The following is an 18419-nucleotide window of genomic DNA, read 5'->3' on the forward strand; positions in this document are numbered from 1 at the left end:
ATGTTCCTTCTGCGGTCTTTGTATCGATGGTTCAGATCTTGCCCTTCCAGGGCACCAGCCGGCGCTCCAGCCAGCGCATGCCGCTGGCAAAGAGGAAGGCCAGCACTGCGATGAGGATGAGGCCGACGAAGACGACATCGGTGGACAGGAAGTTGGCCGCCGACATGATCATGTAGCCAAGGCCGGAACGGGCAGCGATGAGCTCGGCTGCAACCAGACAGGAGAGGCCGGCGGCGACCGCGATGCGCAGGCCGGTCAGTATCTCCGGCAATGCCGAAGGCAGGATGATGTTGGTGAAGAGCTGCAATCGTGTGGCGCCGAGCGATAGCGCCGCATTGATGCGCTCGACCGGTACCGATCGCACGCCTGCCTGGGCCGAGAAGCAGATCGGCGCGAAGGTCGACAGCGACAGCAGGACGATCTTGGAGGATTCGCCGATGCCCAGCCAGATGATCAGCAGTGGCAGATAGGCGAGCGGCGGCAACCCCCAATACAGTCCGATCGGCACCGATAGCGTGCCCCGAACCCAGGGGTTAAGTCCCATCAGAAGGCCGATCGGCACCCCCAAAACGACACCGATGCCGAGCGCCGCGAGAATCCTTCCAAGGCTAGACAATGTGTGTTGCAGAAGCGTGCCGTCGGCATAGCCGTCAATCGCCACGGCATGGAACTGCGTCAACACCTCCGCAGGCGACGGCAGGAACAGCGGCGAAGCCCAACCGAGCTGGGTGGCGGCAAACCACAAGGACAGCAACGCCAACAGGGTTATCGTGCTGATCAGAAGCGTTCCGGACGAAGCACTCCTGCCTGTCCGGGTCGCGGGCTGGCGACGCTGCTTCGGCGCCGGCTGGACGTGCGTGAAGACTGCGCGAGGATCTGCGGCAAGCGTCATTGCAAGGTTCCTTTGCCTGCTGGCCGATGGATGAGCGCACGGATCTCCTCGCGCAGCTCGATAAAACGCGGATCGGAAAGGATCGGGCCGATGTCGCCCGTCTCGGCGAATTCGCGCACGAAGCCAGCCTCGAAGCGCGCGACGATGCGGCCAGGCCGTGGCGACATCACCACCACGGTGGTTCCCAGTGTCAGCGCTTCCTCGATGGAGTGGGTGATGAACAGGATCTGCTTGCCGGTGCGAGCCCAGACAGAAGCCAGCAACTGTTGCATCGTCTCTCTGGTCAGGCTGTCGAGCGCGCCGAACGGCTCGTCCATCAGCAGGATCTTCGGGTCCGTTGCCAGGGCACGCGCCAGGCCGACACGCTGGCGCATGCCGCCCGACAATTCGTATGGCGGCTTGTCGGCGAAATCGGCAAGGCCGACCAGATCGAGCAGTTCGCGGGCACGCTGGCGCCGCGCGCTCTTCGAGACGCCGGCGAATTTCAACCCCAGCGCGACGTTGTCCACGACGCTTGCCCAGGGCAGCAGCGTATCCTTCTGGAAGACGACGCCACGATCGCCACCGGGACGATCGATCTCCTCACCGTCCAGCGTGATCGAACCAGCGGTCAAGGGCAGGAACCCGGCAATGGCATTGAGCAAGGTCGACTTGCCGCAACCCGATGCACCAACCGCAACGACGATGGAATCGGGCGCGATATCCAGCGATACATGGTCGAGTGCATGCACAGCGCTGCCGTCAGAGGCTGGAAAGGTGACGCTGGCGTCGCGGATCTGAAGCATGGTGAACCCTCGAGAGCAGGCGCGAACCGTGTCCGGCTTGCGCCTGCTCAAATCGTCAATTGGAGACCTTGGCTGCAGCCGCGTATTGCGGATCGACGAAGGCGCCGTAGTTGTCCTTCACTGCGGTGATCTTGCGCTGTTCCTTCAGGAAGCCAGCGGTATCCTTGAGTATCTTGGCGACACCGCTGTTTTCGCCACCACCAAGCCATTTGTCGGAGAGCTGCTCGGCGAGCGGCGGTACCACCGTCGTCTTGATGCGCTCGGCATGGTCGGCCGGTGTGCCGCCCTGCAGGCCGGCGATCAGCTTGATGTTTTCCGAATCCGGACCCCAGGCCGCCTTGTCGTTGGCGAAGGATGTGAAATAGCCGTCCACCTGCTGTACATACTGCGTCAGGAAATCGGGATGTTCCTTGGCGAATTCACCGGTCGCGACCAGCGCGCTGAAGGTCGGGGCGCCGCGGTCGGCCACTTCGCCGGCGGTCAGCAGCACCTTGCCGTTTTTCTTCAGCTCGGAGAGCGCCGGATCCCAGACGAAGGCGCCGTCGATATCGCCACGCTTCCAGGCAGCGACGATCTCGGGCTGTGGGATGGCGATGACCTGGGCATCCTTCTCGGAAATACCTTCCTGCTTCAGCACGGCAAGCAGCTGATAGTGATCAGTGGAAACCGGTGCCGCAGCCAGTTTCTTGCCCTTCAAATCTTTTGGAGAGGCAATCTCGGGCCGAACCACCAGTGCCTCGCCGTCGCGTGAGACTGAGGAGATATAGAAGCCTTTGACATCCAGCCCCTTGGAGACCGCGGCAGCATACGGGCTGGAGCCGACATCACCGATCTGCACGGCGCCCGAGGCAATGGCAGCGAAGATGTCGGCGCCGGAGTTGAAGCGCCGGAACTCGATATTCCAGCCCGTCTTCCTGGCGATCTCGCCATTGGCAATGCCAACAAAATAAGGGGTCGAGCCGGTCTGATAGGCAATGACCACCTTCTTGTCGTCCGCGGAGAAAGCCAGCGAGACGGAAGCGCCGAGCGAAAGACCCGCGAGGGCGGCGGTGAAGAGTTTGCGCATGCGTTTACCCCTTTCCATGATCGAGGTTGCCCCTCGAAACATCAGCGCACGTCGCTGATCGGGTTAAACGCTACTGAATTTGTAGAATTAGTTCAGAAAGCTTTTTGCGAATGTCACCGCACATGTGAACGATCTGTCTAACGACACGCTGAAATGCCGAACCCGGGGTTCGATCCGGCAGATTTTACCCCCGAGACCGGCAAAAATGTTCCGAAGCGACTCCTCAGTAAGTGGTGCGGCCGCCGGAGAGATCAAAGGTGGCACCTGTGGTGAAGGAGTTCTCGTCTGAGAGCATGAAGGCGACCATGGCCGCGGCTTCCTCGACCTCGACAAAACGACCGCGCGGCACCTTTCCCAGCATGTAGGTCACCTGTGCTTCCGTAAGCTGCTCAAGGATACGCGTGCGTGCCGGCGAAGGCGTCAGTGCGTTGACGGCGATGTCATGGCCAGCGAGTTCCTTGCCGAGTGATTTGGTCAACGCCAGAACGCCCGCCTTGGCCGCCGAATAAGCGGCAGCGTTCGGATTGCCTTCCTTGCCCGCTACCGAAGCAACATTGACGATGCGGCCATAATTGCGCTCGATCATGCTGGGCACCAATCGCCGGCAGCAGTAGAAGACGCCGTTGAGGTCGATGTCGACGATCTGCCGCCAGGCATCCGGATTGTAGTCGACCAGCGGTACGGCCGGCCCGGCAATGCCGGCATTGTTGACCAGAAGATCGACAACGCCGAAAGCCCGCTCCGTCTCGGCCGCCGCTTCCTCGACGGCCTCGATCCTGGCCTGATCGCACCAGATTGCCTTCACCGCACCCAACGCGGACAGGTCTTCAATGACGGCCTCCATCGCAGCCTTGTCCAAATCCCAGATGGCTACCTTGGCGCCCGAGGACAAAAGGCGGCGCGCCACGGCAAGGCCGATGCCTTGTGCGCCTCCGGTGACCACGGCAACACGACTGGAAAGATCGACGGCATTGATACGGCGGTTCATGGGATGGTCCTTTGGGAAAATGGAGAAGCTCAGGCGTCGGGCTTGATGCGAAAATCCTTGCCTTCCGGCAGGGTCTGGCCGCCATCGACAACCACCGTCGTGCCGGTGATGTAGGCGGCATCGTCGGAAGCGAGAAACAGCGCTGCGTTGGCGATGTCGCGTGGCGTGCCCAGCCGGCCGAGCGGGATCGCTTCCTGCATGGTGCGGATGAATGCCTCCGACCGATGCTGCTTCACCCCTTCGGTCAGGATGTTGCCTGGCTCAAGTCCATTGACGGTGATGCCGTAGCCGGCGAACTCCAGGGCCGCCGACTTGATGAAGCCATTGATGCCGGCCTTGCTCGCCGAATAATGGCCATGGCCAGGGCTGGTGACGCGTGGCCCGGTGATCGACGACGTGAAGATCATGCGGCCGTATCCCTTCTCGCGCATGACCGGCAGCGCCGCCCTGGCGGCCAGGAATGTGCCCTTGAGGTTGACACCCAGCACGGCGTCCCACTCCTCCGGTGAGGTGTTCTCGATCAGTGTCCACGGATAGATGCCGGCGTTCTGCACCAGGATGTCGAGCGTGCCGTAGGCTGCGACGGCAATGCCGACGGCCTTGCGGGTGTCCGTAAAAGAGGAAACGTCGATCTGCGTGAACTGCCCGCCTAGCCGTTCGGCCGTCGCCTCGCCCGCTTCCACTTCCCGGTCGGCGATGACGACCTTCGCCCCTTCCTCCACGAACCTCTCGGCGATAGCCGCACCGATGCCGCGCGCGGCGCCGATCACCAGCGCGACGCGGTTTTCCAGCCTCAATGTCATCGAAGCAATTCCTCTTTTGAGTTGTGTGCAGTGGTGGGGCAGCTTGCTATTTGAAGCCCGACATCGAGATGCCTTCGATGAACTGCTTCTGGGCAATCAGGAAAGCGACAATGATCGGCGCCACGGAAATCAGCACGGCCGCCATCATCAATGTCCATTTGCCGGCATATTGCTGCTGCAGGAGCGCAAGCCCTACCGGCAAGGTGGTGGTTTGCATGTCGCTCGGCAGATAGATCAGCGCCGTGAACAGGTCGTTCCACGAAAACATGAAGGCGAAGATGGCAAAGGCGGCGAGCGCAGGCTTGGCCAGCGGCAGGTAGATGCGCCAGTAGATGGTGAGCAGGCTTGCCCCGTCGATACGCGCTGCTTCAGCCAGTTCGATCGGTATGGTTTTGAAATATTGCCTGAGCAGGAAGGTGCCGAAGGCACCGCCGAGGAAACTCGGCAGGTACATCGGCACCTGAGTGCCATAGAGGCCAAGCCATTTGAACAGGATGAACTGCGGGATGGTGGTGATCTGCTGCGGCACCATCAGCGTGATCAAGAGCAGGAAGAACAGCGCGTCGCGGCCACGGAAACGAGTCACTGCAAAGATGAAGGCGCCCATCGAACAGGTCAGCAACTGTCCGAACGTTGCGATCATGGCGATCTTGAAGGAGTTCCACAGCATGATGTGGAACGGCATGATGGTCCAGATGTCGCGGTAGTTGGCGAACGTGAAGATCGGTGGGATCAGCGAGCGCGAATACTGATCGGCCGGCAGTTTCAGCGATGTCGAGACCATCCAGATGAATGGCGCGACCATGACGATGCCACCGGTGAGCAGCAGCGCCACGGCAACGACATTGCCACGGATTTCATCGGCGCGGCGGCTCATGCTTCTGCTCCGAACTTCTTCTGGATGCGGATGTAGAACAGGGTGAACAGCGCGATGATGGCGGTCAGCACAACAGCCTGAGCCGCGGCATCACCCATGCGGAAAAAGCGAAAGCCGGTGCGGTAGACCGAGAAGACCAGTGTCGGGAAGGTCGAATTGCCGTTGGACAGGCGCGTCAGCATGTAGATGTAGTCGAAAGCCTGGAAGGCGTGGATGGTGGAGAGCACGCCCTGGAAGAACAGGCTGGGCACCATGGCCGGCAGCGTCACGTAGATGAGGCGTTGCCAGGTAGTGGCTCCGTCGACGCGTGCAGCTTCATACAATTCGCGCGGGATCGCCTGCAGTCCGGCCAGGAACACGATCATGCCCTCGCCTATGGCGCCCCAAACATTCACGATGACGACGGAATAGAGAATGACCTTCGGTCCGAGCCAGTTGACCGGATTACCCCCCAGGGCCGTGATGAAGGAGTTCAGCACGCCCTGGTCCTGTGCGAAGATCCAGCTCCACAGCAAACCGACCGCCGTCGGCGATGATACCACCGGCAGGAAGAACAACGCGCGCAGCAGCGAGATGCCGCGGATGTGGCGGTTCATGAGGCAGGCCACGGCAAAGCCGATGGCGAGGGTCAGCGGTACATAGATCAGCGAGAACAGCGTAGTGTTGATCAGCGCCGTGCCGAACATGCGGTCATTGGGAAGGCTGCTGTAGTTGCTCGTGCCCGCCCATTTGATCGGGGTCAGCATATCCCAGTCGAAAAAGCTCAGCGCCAGCGTGGCGAGCACGGAGCCGAACACGCCGATGGTGAGGCCGAGCAATGTCGGCGCGAGCAGCAGGAGCAAACTTGCGCGCTCGCCCCTGAGTGGCTTTAAGGTACTGGACAAGGCAATCCCCGGAAAGGCCGATCGGTCTAACGATTGTTGGCGAGGACTTCGTCGCCCGCGGCAACCGCTTCATTGATCGCGTCGGCGATCGGAACTTCCCCGCTCCAGGCACGGTGCAATGCATCACCCACCGCGGAAGCCCACTCTTCGTAACCCTTGAACACCGGCTTCAGATGCGCGTAGGCAAGCGCATCGACGAACAGCTTGTGGTCGATCGGCGCATTCTTCTGAACAAGATAGGCAGGGCTTGACGTGATCGCCTCCTGGATCGGGATTGCAAAGCCCAGTTGCGCCAATTCCTCCTGGGCATGCGGGCCGATGGCAAATTTCAGCAGCTCCCAGGCCTCCTTGGGATGTTGCGTTGTCGAGGAAATGGTGAAACCGGCACTGTTGATGCTGGTGGCGCGTCCAGCCGGCCCTTTCGGCATCGGAGCCACACCCCATTTGAAGGCAGCGGGTACATAATCGGGTACCGACCAATGGCCGCTGACGCCCATGGCGGTAACGCCTGCCTGGAAACCGTCGAGGCCGAATTGCCGGAGTTGCTCGCTCGTCGGGATCGACTTGTCGTCGAGGACCATGCCGGCAATGAAATTCCACGCCTTCATGGCTTCCGGGCTGCCGATCAGCGTCTTGCCGTTCTTCACATCGACGATCTCGGCACCATAGGACCACAGCACGCTGCTCCAGAACACCTCCATGTCGATCAGTTCGGCGAACAGGCCCCATTGGTCGATGGTGCCGTCACCATTTTTGTCCCTGGTCAGTTTCTTGGCAGCGACGCGCAGGTCGTCCCATGTCCAGGTGTCGGAGGGATAGGCAACACCGGCGGCGTCGAACATGTCCTTGTTGTAGAAAAGCGCGATGGTCTGGATATCACGCGGCAGCCCATAATAGCCGTCGGGCGTCCTGTAGGCTTCGAGCGAGATCGGGAAGACGCCTTTCAGAAGGTCCGGTTCCGCATCGACGAAAGGCTGAAGGTTGAGCAACGCACCACGCGCCTGCCAGTCGGGATAGTTGGAAGCGTCCATCGCAAAGACGTCGGGAGCGGTGCCGCCGGCGACCAGAACGCGCAGCTTCTCCCAGTAGGAATCCCAGTCGTTGACCTCGACCTTCAGCTTGATGCCAGGATGCGTCTTTTCGAAATCGGCGGACAGTTTTTGCCACACGGCGATGTCGACCGGCCCACCGAACAGCGTCATCGTCAATTCGGTCTCTGCCAGTGCTGTCGAGCACCAGAGGACGCTGCCCGCCAATGCAACACCACGCGAAACACGCCCCAGCCAATCCGCCATCTTCGTTCCTCCCTTGCCCGGCCGAACGCCCGGTCGCTTCTTGTTCACCCCTTGTGGCGGATCAGATCGCCCGCCTTGCGCAACTGCGCTGCGCCAACCCCTCCCGGCCACCAGAGTTGCAGGATTTTGAGTTGGAACGGCAGTTTTGTTGATAGCCAGATTATTGCAGAAAGCGGATAAAACTACCTATTTGAGGCCAATAAATTCCCGAATCCCAGCCTTCATCTGGACGATTGCAGTCAGCTTGGCTAGCTTTGAGCCCTATCGCACAACCGCTCACTGATGCGTCGAACAAGGCTCGCCGCAATGGATGTCTCGTCACCGCCACCCGAACTTGCGTCGTCCAAGCGCCTGAGCGCGCCACGGCGTGGAAAGCTGTCCGCCGCAGTTGAGGATGACAGCGATTTCCTGCCGAGGGATAGCTTCTTCGCCGATCTGCAGGTGGCGGAAGCAATGCCACTGGCGCACTGGCACGACCATGTCGAATTCAACTTCATGGTATCTGGCTCGATGACCTACCTGTTCAACGGCAACCGCATCGTCCTGCAGCCGGAGATGCCTTATTGTTTCTGGGCAGGCGTGCCCCATCAGGTGGTCAAGGTGACGGAACCGGCGCGGCTGATCTGCGCCTACGTGCCCTTCGCGGCGTTCCTCGCACTCACCCTGCCCGACGCGTTCAAGACATCGGTCCTCAACGGCCGCATGATGACCTTGGCCGAACCCGACCCGATGGACAACCTGCTGTTCCAGCGCTGGGCTCGGGAGTGGACGCCGACACCCAGCGAGGCCCTGGCTCAGATTCTGCGTGAAGAGATGCGGCTACGCGTCCGACGGCTTGCATTGCGCAGTGTCGCCGCTGAAATCGACGATCGCTCCGGCCTGAAGGTCGACGAGATCCGAGGGCTTGCTACCGCCAAGACCAAGGCCGATGACCGGCTGATCGATCGCGTGCAGAAAATGACGAACTTCATCAACAAGGAGTTCGCGAACGACATCCAGCTGGCGGACATCGCCAGAGTATGCGGCCTGCATCCAACCAACGCCATGGCAGCTTTCAAAAGTGTGCTCGGCGTCACCATCGCCCACTACATTCGCCGTCAGCGCCTCAGCCATGCCATGATGATGCTGGCCGACACCGATCGCTCGATCATCGAGATCGCTTTTGCCTGTGGTTATGGCTCATTGAGCCGGCTCTACCATGCATTCCAGAGTCAGCTGGAAATGACACCGCGGGACTATCGCAAGCAGTTCAGATCATAGCCAATTGTCATTATAATATTGAAATCAACATACTATAGTAAAAACCTCGACAAATTATCGAGGTTGAGCACCCAGACAATCGCCCGTCTCGGCATCGAACAAATGCAAACATTCCGTTCGTGGGGTGAGATACACCGCGTCCCCTCTTGTCCAGCGTGGCCGCTCCGTGGTCTGAACCGTTAGCTGCCGTCCCTCTACATCGACCAACAAGGTCGTGAAGGCACCATTCATCTCGACGGTGGCGACACGGCCAGGAATGGGTCCGGTTTCAGTCAGCGCGACGTGTTCGGGGCGAAACCCGCACGACACCGCCCTGCCTGCCTCGCCACGTTTGCCGGCGGGCAAGCGCAACCGACAATCGGCGTTGACACGAACATGCAGTCCGCCGTCGGCTACCTCGAGGTGCCCGTCGACGAAATTCATTGCCGGCGAGCCGATGAAGCCGGCGACATGGAGGTTGATCGGGTGATCGTAGAGTTCGAGCGGTGTACCGATCTGCTCGACGCGACCGTCGCGCATGACGACAATACGGTCGGCCATGGTCATGGCCTCGACCTGGTCGTGCGTGACATAGATCGCAGTGGTACCCAGCCGCTGCTGCAGCGCACGGATTTCGCCGCGCATGACGACGCGCAGCTTGGCATCGAGATTGGACAGCGGTTCGTCGAACAGGAACACCTGCGGATTGCGTACAATGGCACGGCCCATGGCAACACGCTGGCGCTGGCCACCGGACAGTTGCTTCGGGAAACGCTCGAGATAGTCGGCGAGACCCAGAATCTGGGCTGCCTCGCGCACGCGGCGGTCGATCTCGGCCGACTTCTCGCCGCGCAATTTCAGCGAGAAGCCCATGTTCTGGTGCACCGTCATATGCGGATAAAGCGCATAGTTCTGGAATACCATCGCGATGTCGCGTTCCTTGGGCGAGATATCGTTGACGACCCGCCCGCCGATGCTGACCGTGCCTTCCGTGATTTCCTCAAGCCCGGCGATCATGCGCAGCAGCGTGGACTTGCCGCAGCCGGACGGGCCGACGAGAACCAGGAACTCGCCATCGCGTACGTCGATGTTGACGTCATGCGTGACACGCAGATGGCCATATTGCTTGTTGATGTTCCTGAGTTCGACGCCGGCCATGAAAACCGCTCCTAGAGCAACCCCAGCAAAAACATACAGAGATTTTTGCGTCCGGAATTGCGTGAAAACAGACAGTTAGAACATTTCCGCGCTTTCGCAAAAGCGCAAACACCCTATTGATAGCTGGGCAGAAGGTTGCCGTGGGCGACGATCAGGTCGTCGACAAGCGAAACGATCTCGTCCAGCGAAAGCTGCGCGGCGGTGTGCGGATCGAGCATGGCAGCTTGATAGATGGCCTCACGCCTGGAGGTCAACGCTGCCTCTACCGTCATTTCCTGCACATTGACATTGGTGCGCATGATGCCGGCGAGCTGTGGTGGCAGCTTGCCCATGCGCACCGGCTGGATGCCGTTGCGATCGACATGGCAAGGCACCTCGACGCCACAGCCTTCGACCAGATTGTCGATCAGGCGGTCGTTGCGGACATTGCCGTAGATCAGTGACGGCTTGCCGGTCACCATCGAATGGATGATGGCCGCTGCGTATTCGTTGCTCTTGCAGACCTCCAGCGGCTTGTCCGGATCGGCCAGTTCCTCACGCAGACGGTTCCAGTCGGCGATCTGCTCTTCACACCACACCGGATACTGGTCGAGAATGACCTTGTAGCGTTCGATGATGTCTTCGCGGCCCGGCTTGATGAACCAGGAATTGTATTCGGAGAAATGGGTACTGGATTCGGTCACGAAGTGCCCGAAGCGGCGCAGGACCGCGAAACGGACGGAATCATCCTGCGGGAAGCTTCCCTCCGCCGCCATCCGCCGAAGCCTCGGATAGAGATCTTCACGCGAGCCGTCGGCAAGGCGCTTCTCGAACTTCAGGAAGAAGGAAACGTGGTTCAGGCCGGCGCAGGTGTAGTCGATATCGGCGATATCTTCGCCGAGGCAGCGGGCGAGATGGCCGGACGTCTCCTGGACGCTGTGGCACAAGCCGACATAGCGGATATCGGATGCAGCACGGGTCGTTGCCCAGGTGTTCATGGCCATCGGGTTGACGTAGTTCATCATCATCGCATTCGGGCAGAGCTCGCGCATGTCCCTGGCGATGTCCAGGATCACCGGAATGGTGCGCAGTGCGCGGAAGATGCCGCCGATGCCCAGCGTGTCGCCAATGGTTTGACGCAGGCCATATCTCTTCGGCACCTCGAAGTCGGTGACGGTGGCCGGACGATAACCGCCCACCTGCATCATCAGGATGACGAAATCGGCATCCTTCAACGCCTTGCGACGATCCAGTGTCGCCTCGACCTTCAGTCTGGTCAGGCCAAGCGTTTCGCCGATGCGGCGCGCCACCGTCTCGGAGGTCGAAAGTCGTTCCGGATCGATGTCGAACAGACTGATTTCCGAATCCTGCAATTCGACATTGCTCAAGACGTCGCTGAGAATGTTCTGGGCGAAGACGGTGGAGCCCGCGCCTACGAGGCAAATCTTGGCCATGAAGAGTTCCTTTTGGTCCGTGAAGTCGATGCCCGGACGGGCGTTCCAAAAGGGAAAATCTACTGTTCAGGCGCAAATTTCTTGCCGGCGAGCCCCTGAAAATTCCCGAAAGACAGTGACCGCCGGGCAGACCAACGGACCGCCCGGCTCAGGCGTCAATGGAATTCGTGGCTCCCCTCGAATTCAGCGGAAAGCCGAATGCCGAATGTGTGCTTGTTGTCGTCGCCATGCTTGTCGAAGGCATAACCTGCGGCGATCTGCCAACTCTCATTGCTGAGGCCCAGATCCTGGCCGAACTTGTAGGCGACAGTCGCATCGAACAGATGTTCGACCAGGTCCGGCTCGTCGGTGATCTGCTCGCGTTGCTGGGTATAGGCGATCGAATAGGTCATCGCCTCGCGCTGCAGTGCTGCCGACACGGTCAGGAACAGGGCATCGTCGGGACCGCCGCCGAAGTTATCGAACCAGGCGGCTTCCGTGAACAGTTTCAGCGTCAGCTCGCTGCCCAGGGCCACATTGCCGTTCAGTCCCCCAAGCAGCCCGGTTTCGTTGCCGAAACTGTGCTCGCCGCCCTTCTGATAGCGTGCCCCCAGGCGATATCCGAATGTGCCCTCGTCATAACAGCCTGCAGCGCCAGCCCCGAGGCATCCGGCGAAATCAAGTGCTACCGAGGAAATACCGTCGCTGTTGCCCGCGCCGCCATCTTCCAGGGTGTGGCGGCCACGATTGGTGAACAGCGATTCCGACAGGGAGCTGCGATCCACCCCGAAGGCTGCAACCTCGATTTCGTTGTGGAAGCTGCCCGTCTCAAAGCCATAGGCGACCGAAGCGCCCACGCGTTCCTTCAGCTCATAGTTACCTGCGAGGTCAGTGCCGTGGATACCGGGCGTGATGTCCCAGGCCTTGCCGAAAGCCGGATGGAACTTGCCGACGCGCAGTCCAATCCCACCGATATGGAACTGTGCATTGAGTTCCGAGACATAGGTACCGACGTGGTGAAAATACTGATTCACGCCCAGTTCCTCGTCCTTCACCTCCTCAGTGATGAGATGGCCGAAAAACGCAACGCCTTCGACCGGACGATAAGAAGCGGTGAATTCGACCGTCGGCGCGGCGACGAAATAGTCGTCGTCGGCATGGTGTGGAAACCGGTTCCAGTTCCCAACCGTTTCCATGTAGGCATAGTAGTCGATGCAAGGTGCGCTGCATTCGCCAGCCGACGCCCGCTCGATACCGGTGAAAGCTGTTGTAGCCAGAGCAATTCCAGCAAAAGTGCGCAGCGATTTTGCGTTCGGAAGTGCGTAAAAACGAAGAATTGGAGCGTTTCCGCGTTTCCGCGAAAAGCGCAAACGCTCCAATATAGCGGGCGCAAAAAGCCAGTATCGGTTCATGAGATGCTCCGTCCTTCCCCTCTGAAAGAGCTTCGGACGGTTTTATTTGCCGGCTCCCATGCCGCTCTCCGTCCGGTGCAAAAGCTGCGCCGGACAGCCGAGATCGTCTTGTCGAAGTTCGAGCGATCACTCCTGGAAACAAGCGATTTGGGTAACTTTGGCTCAGGCGGCCGCCTGTCCCGGCGCGCTGGCCGTGCGATTTGCCAGCTCTGCCTGCTTCCGCCTTGCAGCACGCGATGCTAAAGCAATTCCAGCAAAAAAAGCGTAGCGGTTTTGCGTGCGGAATTGTGCAATAACAAAGAGTTAGAGCGGTTCCGCGGTTCCGCAAGGCGGAAACGCTCTAATCATCGCCAGCCTCTAACCGAATTGGAACGACCCTTGGCCAGCCCCGATGTGACGAAGAAACTCCCCGTGATCGAAATCTGCGTCGAAGGCATCGATGGCCTGCTTGCCGCCGAGCGTGCCGGCGCCGACCGCGTCGAGCTCTGCGCCAGCCTTGTCGAGGGCGGCATCACCCCGAGCCTCGGCACCGTTCGCCTGGCGCTGGAACTGGCCAGGATTCCGTTCCATGTCATCGTGCGTCCACGCGGCGGCGACTTCCTCTATAGCGAGACGGAATATCGCTCCATGCTGGCCGATGTCGCTGCGCTTCGCGAACTCGGCGTCGCCGGTGTCGTGGTCGGCTGCCTGACTGCCGATGGTAAAATCGACGAAGAGCGCATGACTGGCCTCGTTGATGTTGCCGGCCCACTCGCGGTCACCTGTCACCGCGCCTTCGACATGACACGCGACCCGGCCGAGGCGCTCGAAGCGTTGATCCGCTGCAAGGTCGGACGTGTGCTCACCTCTGGCCAGCGCGACACTGCCGTTGAAGGCGCAGATCTTTTGGCGGCGCTCGTCAAACAGGCCGCCGGCCGCATCATCATCATGGGTTGCGGCGCACTCGATCCTCAGAACATCGGCGCAGTAAGGGCAAAGACCGGACTGACCGAAATGCATTTCGCTTCGCTCAGGGACGAGGCCAGCGGCATGCTATACCGCAACCCGCATGTCGGCATGGGCGGTGACGACCTCGACCGTGAATACCGCAACACCCTGACCGACGAGGTGCTTGTCGCGACGACCATCAAGGCTGCGCGCACGTGACGAACACCATCGAAGCCGTCCAAGCCGCAGACGAAGCGGCCGTGCTCGCACTCAACAACGAGAACGCCGCCGAACTGTCCTGGCTGGAACCGGAAGAGCTTTCTGCACTGGTCGGCACGTCATTTTCGGCAAGCCGTATCGGTGATCTTGAGGCTTTCCTGCTGACTTTCGACCAGACAGCAACCTACAGCAGCCCGAATTTTCTTTGGTTCAGGGAGCGCTATCCACGTTTTGTATATGTCGACCGCATCGTGGTTGCAGCCGACGCTCGCGGACGCGGTCATGCGCGACGGCTCTATGAAGACCTGTTCGCGCGCGCGGAGGCGGCCGGGCATGAGGTCGTCACATGCGAAGTGAACCTGGACCCACCCAACCCGACCTCGGATGCCTTCCATGCCGCCCTCGGTTTCCGGCAAGTCGGCGAGGCGGTCATCCACGGCGGCAAGAAGGCCGTCCGCTACTATGCAAAGCAATTGAAGGCTTAGGTTCGCAAAGGACGCGGTTCGATCGAACCGCGTCCTTTCAAACATTACTGGAACAGCGGCAAGGCGCTGGCCAGTGTCATCAGGAAACCCCACGCCAGCGGGATGCCGACCAGCAGCCAGGCGAGCAGCAGCTTGACTGAACTGCCTTGTGTTACGTTGGCCATATTGTCCTCCCTCAGGCTGGCTGTTCGACTCTCATGTGAAAGCGCTCGTTCACCGGCCGCATCATAAGATTGAGCACAAACCCGACAACCAGCAGACCGGCCATGATGTACATCGTGACCGTATAGGCGTCTGCCTTCGCCACACCGCTGTCGATCTGATACTGCCGAATGTAGTTGACCAGCACAGGTCCGAGCACGCCAGCGACCGACCACGCGGTCAGCAGGCGTCCATGGATCGCGCCGACATAACGCACGCCGAACACGTCGCGCAGATAGGCGGGTATGGTGGCGAAACCACCGCCATACATCGACAGGATGACGCCGTAGAACAGCACAAAGAAGAAGATACTGCCTGTCTGGCCGGTCCACGGCACCGCAGCGTAGAGAATGACGCCAAGCAGGAAGAAGATGGCGTAAGTGGTTTTACGGCCAATGAAATCGCTTGTCGATGCCCAGAAGAAACGGCCCAGCATGTTGAAGATCGACAGCAGGCCGACGAAGCCTGCGGCAGCAGCCGGCGAAATACGCCCCGGGAACATTTCCTGGCTCATCGCCGATGCCTGACCAAGCACCCCGATGCCTGCGGTCACGTTGAGGCAGAGCACACCCCACAGCAGCCAGAATTGCGGCGTCTTCAACGCATCATCCAGATGAACGTTGGCGCTCGTCACCATTGCGCTCTGTTTCACCGGCGGCGTCCAGCCGGCCGGCCGCCAGCCATCCGGGGGCACGCGCACCAGCGTGGCGCCGATCATCATGAAGATGAAATAGACGACGCCCAGCACCAGGAAGGTTTCGGCAACGCCCACGTGACTGTCGGTCGAAAACAGCTTCATCAAGTAGACCGAGAGCGGCGAAGCGATGAAGGCGCCGCCGCCGAACCCCATGATTGCCATGCCGGTCGCCATACCGGGCCGGTCCGGGAACCAGGTGATCAAAGTCTTGACGGGGGAGATGTAGCCGAGGCCCAGACCGATACCGCCGATGACGCCGTAACCCAGATAGATGATCCAGAGTTGGTGCAGATAAACACCCAGCGCAGAGACGAGAAAGCCACCCCCGAAACAGCAGGCGGCCAAAGCCATCGCCTTGCGTGGACCGACCCGGTCCAGCCAGCCGCCGCCAAAGGCAGCCGCGATGCCGAGAAAGGCGATCGCGATCGAGAAAATCCAACCGAGACTGGTCAGCTTCCAGTCGTCAGGCGCGGATTCCGTGATGCCGATCAGCTTCGACATGGGCAGGTTGAACACGCTGAAGGCGTAGGCCTGCCCGATACACAGATGGATGCAAAGTGCTGCCGGCGGCACCAGCCATCGGTTGAAACCGGGTTCGGCGACTGTGTGCGTTCGGTCGAGCCAACTGCCCGGCGCTTCTGTCCTAGCCTGCATCTTACTCCTCCCTCGTCTCGTGCGGGGAGGATAGAACTGCGGCGGAAGCAAGCAACGGCGAATGGCCTCTCCACTACCAATGTCTAATTTCGATCCCGCTAATATGAGAATCCGAAATCCCGGGGGCTAGCGCAAATCCTTGACCAGGAATACTTCCGCGACAGGCTGCAAATGCCCAAACGACACGCTTCCGGCGTCGCGAAAACCATTTCTGCGGTGCCAGGCCTGCGGCTCGGCCTCGTCGGCTTGCGAGGATGTCATCAGGAGCGTTGCGCCCGCGTCCCGCATCGCGGCCTCCCAATGCCGGAACAACGCTGTGCCGATACCGGAACGCCGACGATCGGGAAGCACCATGATCAGATCCATGAAAGGGATCGTTCCCCAGAACCAGCTGAAGCGCAGCAAACCGGCGGGTTCACCCTCCAGCTCCGCGATGATGTATTCGCCGAGCGACAGGCAGCGCCTTATCCATTGTTCGGGCGCATGGCGATCGTGCGCCAACAGCCAGTCGAGATGGCAGTTTTCCGCGTGAATGGTTCTTGCATGCATGCTCACATTCCAGTCGCCGGAAGCCTAGCTCGAGTTCAAAACCGATCAGGCAGGCCGGCTGGATCCAACCGGCCGCAATCCGTCAGCAAAAGGGGCATTGCCGAATGCTTCGTCACTGCACAACGGAATATAGGTTCTTATCGTCCAATACTTGCCTTGCGCGCAACGATATAGGGTCGCTTGTCGTCGCCCTTGGCAGCATGGTTCTCAACGGCGAGAATCTCGAAACCGGCGAGTGCAATGCAAAGGCTGAGCTCCTTCGTGCTGAAGGTGCCGGCATAAGGCGCCTTGCCGATCATGCGAAGCGCCGGCAAAAGCGCCAGGCGGATCAGCGGGTTCATGTCACCGAGACAAGGCGTCTTGGAAACGAACAGTCCGTTTGCAGCGAGCAGGTCGTGAATGCCGCGCAGCGTACCCGGCAGGTCGCGTACGAGATGGAGATAGTTGAAACCGAGAACCGCGTTGAAGAGCCCGACGTCGGTGTGCAGGGCTTCAACGGTTGCCGTGCGGAATTCGAGCCCCGGGATCGGCGCAGCCGCATGTTTTTCCGCGGCGATCGCGATCATGGCTGGAGAAAAATCGGTCGCCAGGTAACCCCTCACCGCATCTGCCAGCCGCAATGCGGTCGTTCCCGTGCCGCAGCCAAGTTCGAGCACATGATCGTCGGAGTTGAGCTGCGACCGCGTTCGATCGAGCGTTCGTTGATATCCGTCCTCGTCTGCGATCGCGGATTTGGCGTAGTTCCGCGAACTTCGGTCCCAGAAACGGGCGTCGCTCGCAACGCTCATTCAGAGTGCTCCCCATGCAGCTATCGGATTTCGTGCATAGAAGGCACGCATTACCTGAGCATTGCGTCAGCAATGATACTTCACGAAACAACGAGACCCCGCAGAATGTCTAAGCGAACGCTGCCGACAGGCCGAGAAAAAGGAGCCGCAAGGCTCCTTTCTCTTGAATGCGCTCGCCGTCAGCCGTTGGCGGCGGCGACCGCACGCTTTGCCATGACGCTGATCAGGTTTGCCCGGTAGTCGGCCGACGCATGCATATCCGTCATCAGGTTGTCCGCCGATATCCTGGCACCCGCGACCGCCGATGGATCAAACGACCCGGCCAATGCGGCCTCGATCGTCTTCGCGCGGAAGACGCCATTGTCGCCGGCTCCGGTGACGGCGACGCGCACGTCATCCTTGCCGGTCGCCTTGCCCTTGGTCACGAACACACCAACAATGGCATAGCGCGAGGCAGGGTTGCGGAACTTCTGGTATGCCGCCTTGGCGGGCGCGGTGAAGGTCACCGCCGTAACGATTTCGCCGTCCTTCAGGATCGTCTCGAACAGCCCCTTGAAGAACTTTTCGGCGGCTATCTCGCGCTTGTTGGTGACGATCGTTGCCCCCAATGCCACCATGGCGGCCGGATAGTCGGCGGCCGGATCATTGTTGGCGATCGAGCCGCCGATCGTGCCGCGGTGACGCACTGCCGGATCGCCGATCATCGAAGCCAGTTCGGCCAATGCCGGACAAGCCTTCTGCAGCTTGGCATCGGTGGAAACCTCGTAATGCGTTGTGGCCGCGCCGATGGTGACGGTCTTGCCGCTGACCTTGATGCCCTTCAGCGCGGCTATTCTGGACACGTCCACAAGATCCGACGGCGCCGCAAGGCGTGTTTTCATGGCCGGGATCAACGTCATGCCACCCGAAAGCAGCTTGGCATCATCGGTTTTCAGCAGTTTCACCGCATCGGCGACGGAATTGGCGCGATGGTAGTTGACGGAGTACATGGTTTCTTTCTCCCTTCGGGAGAGAGTGAGTAGCGAATAGTGAGTAGGGAATTCTTTCCCACACCGCCGCTCTGCTCACCACTCCCTATTCGCTATTCA

18 protein-coding genes are annotated in these 18419 nt (G+C 60.3%); 3 read left to right on the forward strand and 15 right to left on the reverse strand.

Annotated features, from left to right (window positions below):
• Positions 1-31 precede the first annotated feature (31 nt).
• The 8 genes from C1M53_RS28775 to C1M53_RS28810 form a co-directional block, all read right to left on the reverse strand.
• On the reverse strand, positions 32-892 hold the full coding sequence (locus C1M53_RS28775; protein ID WP_129415485.1) for an ABC transporter permease subunit: 861 nt from the start codon (positions 890-892) through the stop codon (positions 32-34).
• Positions 889-1677, reverse strand: a complete 789-nt coding sequence (locus tag C1M53_RS28780) for an ABC transporter ATP-binding protein (protein ID WP_129415486.1) — start codon at positions 1675-1677, stop codon at positions 889-891. Before C1M53_RS28780 ends, C1M53_RS28775 begins: the two co-directional genes overlap by 4 nt.
• 55 nt (positions 1678-1732) lie before the next feature.
• Positions 1733-2743 carry an ABC transporter substrate-binding protein gene (locus C1M53_RS28785; RefSeq protein WP_129415487.1) on the reverse strand — a complete coding sequence of 337 codons (1011 nt, stop codon included), beginning with the start codon at positions 2741-2743 and terminating at the stop codon, positions 1733-1735.
• A 223-nt stretch (positions 2744-2966) separates the two neighbouring features.
• Positions 2967-3719, reverse strand: a complete 753-nt coding sequence (locus tag C1M53_RS28790) for an SDR family NAD(P)-dependent oxidoreductase (RefSeq protein ID WP_129416406.1) — start codon at positions 3717-3719, stop codon at positions 2967-2969.
• A 41-nt stretch (positions 3720-3760) separates the two neighbouring features.
• Entirely contained in the window at positions 3761-4534 is a 774-nt protein-coding gene (locus C1M53_RS28795; RefSeq protein WP_129415488.1) for an SDR family oxidoreductase, read from the reverse strand.
• A 46-nt stretch (positions 4535-4580) separates the two neighbouring features.
• Complete coding sequence (locus C1M53_RS28800; RefSeq protein WP_129415489.1) at positions 4581-5411, reverse strand: carbohydrate ABC transporter permease; 831 nt, start codon at positions 5409-5411, stop codon at positions 4581-4583.
• The gene (locus tag C1M53_RS28805) at positions 5408-6295 is read right to left on the reverse strand and encodes a sugar ABC transporter permease (RefSeq protein WP_129415490.1); all 888 of its coding nucleotides are present in this window, start codon (positions 6293-6295) and stop codon (positions 5408-5410) included. The genes C1M53_RS28800 and C1M53_RS28805 overlap by 4 nt, the downstream gene beginning before the upstream one ends.
• A gap of 26 nt (positions 6296-6321) precedes the next feature.
• On the reverse strand, positions 6322-7590 hold the full coding sequence (locus C1M53_RS28810; protein ID WP_129415491.1) for a sugar ABC transporter substrate-binding protein: 1269 nt from the start codon (positions 7588-7590) through the stop codon (positions 6322-6324).
• 306 nt (positions 7591-7896) lie between these two features.
• On the opposite strand from C1M53_RS28810, the gene C1M53_RS28815 reads away from it, so the two are divergent.
• Complete coding sequence (locus C1M53_RS28815) at positions 7897-8850, forward strand: helix-turn-helix domain-containing protein (protein WP_165358272.1); 954 nt, start codon at positions 7897-7899, stop codon at positions 8848-8850.
• Positions 8851-8904: 54 nt separating this feature from the next.
• Here the strand turns inward: C1M53_RS28815 and ugpC are convergent, their stop codons facing one another.
• The 3 genes from ugpC to C1M53_RS28830 all read right to left on the reverse strand — a co-directional run bounded on the left by ugpC (position 8905) and on the right by C1M53_RS28830 (position 12595).
• Positions 8905-9987: a sn-glycerol-3-phosphate ABC transporter ATP-binding protein UgpC gene (gene ugpC, locus C1M53_RS28820; RefSeq protein WP_129415493.1), complete on the reverse strand. Its 1083-nt coding sequence runs from the start codon at positions 9985-9987 to the stop codon at positions 8905-8907.
• Positions 9988-10100: 113 nt separating this feature from the next.
• Complete coding sequence (locus C1M53_RS28825; RefSeq protein ID WP_129415494.1) at positions 10101-11420, reverse strand: alpha-glucosidase/alpha-galactosidase; 1320 nt, start codon at positions 11418-11420, stop codon at positions 10101-10103.
• A gap of 155 nt (positions 11421-11575) precedes the next feature.
• The gene (locus C1M53_RS28830; protein ID WP_165358273.1) at positions 11576-12595 is read right to left on the reverse strand and encodes a hypothetical protein; all 1020 of its coding nucleotides are present in this window, start codon (positions 12593-12595) and stop codon (positions 11576-11578) included.
• Between the two features lie 594 nt (positions 12596-13189).
• Here C1M53_RS28830 and C1M53_RS28840 point away from each other — a divergent pair.
• Positions 13190-13957, forward strand: a complete 768-nt coding sequence (locus tag C1M53_RS28840) for a copper homeostasis protein CutC (protein ID WP_129415497.1) — start codon at positions 13190-13192, stop codon at positions 13955-13957.
• On the forward strand, positions 13954-14442 hold the full coding sequence (locus C1M53_RS28845; RefSeq protein ID WP_129415498.1) for a GNAT family N-acetyltransferase: 489 nt from the start codon (positions 13954-13956) through the stop codon (positions 14440-14442). The genes C1M53_RS28840 and C1M53_RS28845 overlap by 4 nt, the downstream gene beginning before the upstream one ends.
• 175 nt (positions 14443-14617) lie before the next feature.
• On the opposite strand, the gene C1M53_RS28855 is transcribed toward C1M53_RS28845, so the two are convergent.
• The 4 genes from C1M53_RS28855 to C1M53_RS28870 form a co-directional block, all read right to left on the reverse strand.
• Positions 14618-15994: an OFA family MFS transporter gene (locus C1M53_RS28855; RefSeq protein WP_129415500.1), complete on the reverse strand. Its 1377-nt coding sequence runs from the start codon at positions 15992-15994 to the stop codon at positions 14618-14620.
• A gap of 126 nt (positions 15995-16120) precedes the next feature.
• Positions 16121-16543: a GNAT family N-acetyltransferase gene (locus tag C1M53_RS28860; protein WP_129415501.1), complete on the reverse strand. Its 423-nt coding sequence runs from the start codon at positions 16541-16543 to the stop codon at positions 16121-16123.
• A 137-nt stretch (positions 16544-16680) separates the two neighbouring features.
• Positions 16681-17331: a class I SAM-dependent methyltransferase gene (locus C1M53_RS28865; RefSeq protein WP_129415502.1), complete on the reverse strand. Its 651-nt coding sequence runs from the start codon at positions 17329-17331 to the stop codon at positions 16681-16683.
• A 179-nt stretch (positions 17332-17510) separates the two neighbouring features.
• A complete protein-coding gene (locus C1M53_RS28870) occupies positions 17511-18320 on the reverse strand; it encodes a xanthine dehydrogenase family protein subunit M (protein ID WP_129415503.1) in 810 nt (269 codons plus the stop codon).
• Between the last annotated feature and the right edge of the window lie 99 nt (positions 18321-18419).

It is taken from the genome of Mesorhizobium sp. Pch-S, from assembly GCF_004136315.1.
Taxonomy (GTDB): Bacteria; Pseudomonadota; Alphaproteobacteria; order Rhizobiales; family Rhizobiaceae; genus Mesorhizobium.